1 protein-coding gene and 1 pseudogene are annotated in these 1,861 nt (G+C 59.4%); both read left to right on the plus strand.

All coding sequences use genetic code 11. The features are described from left to right. Positions 1–113 precede the first annotated feature (113 nt). A pseudogene (locus tag NKJ26_RS33280) lies at positions 114–446 on the plus strand (protein adenylyltransferase SelO family protein); the annotation flags it as partial. 652 nt (positions 447–1,098) lie between these two features. Beyond that, complete coding sequence (locus NKJ26_RS33285; RefSeq protein WP_352700082.1) at positions 1,099–1,551, plus strand: YybH family protein; 453 nt, start codon at positions 1,099–1,101, stop codon at positions 1,549–1,551. The last annotated feature ends 310 nt before the right edge of the window (positions 1,552–1,861 follow it).

Here is a 1,861-nt window from a genome sequence, read left to right on the forward strand (position 1 = left end):
CTCTCGTTGAAGGGAACTCCATGGTCAGATCGACGCCTCTACCCGCTCAAGGTCTATGACATGCACGCCATCTCAGAAGGAGGCGACCCTCCCGCGCAGCGGGTTCGTGCATGGGACCCGAAGGCGACGTCGCGGTGCGCAGCCTCTTCGAAGACCCTGCCCCATATGACGACTGGGCGGAGCGCTGGCGCAAAACGGCTCGGGCAAGAGCCGCAGGAAGGTTCAGCGCGCCGGGCTTCCATGCAGCGCGTCAATCCGGCCGTTATCCCGCGCAACCACCGCGTTGAGGCGGTCATCGAGGCCGCCGTGAAGAAGCAGGAGTTCGGACCGTTCGAGGACCTTCTGACCGTGCTCGGCAAGCCATACGAAGTCCAGCCAGGCTTCGCGAGCTATGCCGAGCCACCATCGCGAGATGGCCGCTCTATAAGACCTTTTGTGGGACCTGAACCTGAGGTTCGTTGCGAATAGATGCGTTGGATGACGAAAAAGAGCGCTCGATCGCGCGAGCGACGTTCCGGCTAGCATTCCAAGCTTTGCGCTCCGGCATCGCAGGATCGTGTTGGAATTGTCCCATCGTGCTTCTCCTTCGGGCACCACTGGCCGGAAGGGAAGCGAAAGGAGACTAGTCGGCAGCGGGGCCGGAAGCGGACTTGCGGCTTGGAATGTGAGAAGCGGACGTTCACGCGCCCCCATGCATCGACGCGATCTGACCCGGAAGCCGACCTTCATCAGCCCACTTCGCCGCCGCGATAGCCGACGTTTACCGGAACCGGCGGTTGGCTTCGGGCTCGCGATCGCGTGGGGCCGACATTCCAAGTGGGCATACGAGCGAAGGTTGTGGGCGTCCGCGTGCCTGCCAACTTCGATGAGATGACCGTCGCGGAGTTCCTTGAGTACGTGAGCTGGTGGGTAGATCTGTCGACCACCGAGCGACAGACCGTTCAGAAGAACGAAGACAGCGCGTCATCCGACAAGGATCGACAGTATCATATTTGATGAACCGGCATGCCTCAATGCGCCATGTCGGGCGCGCGGCCGCCGCAGTACGCTGAAATAACCTCGGTGGGGGGCAATTAGAACAAAGCAAGGGAGGATAAAATGACATTGAAGCACTGCATGCTGGTCGTTGCCATCACCGCGCTATGTCTCGGACCAGCCAATGCCCAGTCGGCCAAAGACGCCATTGAAGCCAGCAATGCCGCGTTCGTGAAATCGCTTAACAGCAAGGATGCCGCTGGCGTGGCATCGCATTATGCTGAGGACGCGATGGTATTGCCGCCGAATGCGATGCGAGTCGACGGGCGAAACAATATTCAGAAGTTTTGGCAAGGCGTAATTGATTATGGCGTTTCCGATCTTAAAATCACAACTGTTGAGGTGGTGGAGAGCGGAGATTTCGCGTTTGAGCAGGGCGCCGTTTCGTTCAAGATGCCCGGCAAAGACTCCAAACAGGTGGACGGGGCTGGCAAGTCTATAGTCGTCTGGAAGAAAGCACAGAACGGCAACTGGGAGCTTTATCGCGACATCTGGAACGACAATCCTGCAAAATAGGCATTCTTCGGTTCCAGCCCGGTTGCTGGCAGCAGATAGACCGATAGCGGCGGGAAGGGTGGCCCCGCCGCAATCCCCGGGAATGGCACCATTGAGTCGCATCAGGCGCACCGCGAACGGCAGGTCTGGAGAAGCGCCATGAAGGGTAGCAAATGGCGCAACTACGCCCTCAGGCGCGGTCGCCGGTAATGTCTGCTGTAAGGCGGCGGCACATCTAACTTTAACGGCCGACATTGGGAAGGGTTTCGGGTGCCGTCGGGCGTACGAAAGCCTCTCATGCAGGAACCCGCGGGCCACAGTCGATGTCTAT

Source organism: Mesorhizobium sp. M0152 (assembly GCF_040322415.1).
Taxonomy (GTDB): domain Bacteria; phylum Pseudomonadota; class Alphaproteobacteria; order Rhizobiales; family Rhizobiaceae; genus Mesorhizobium.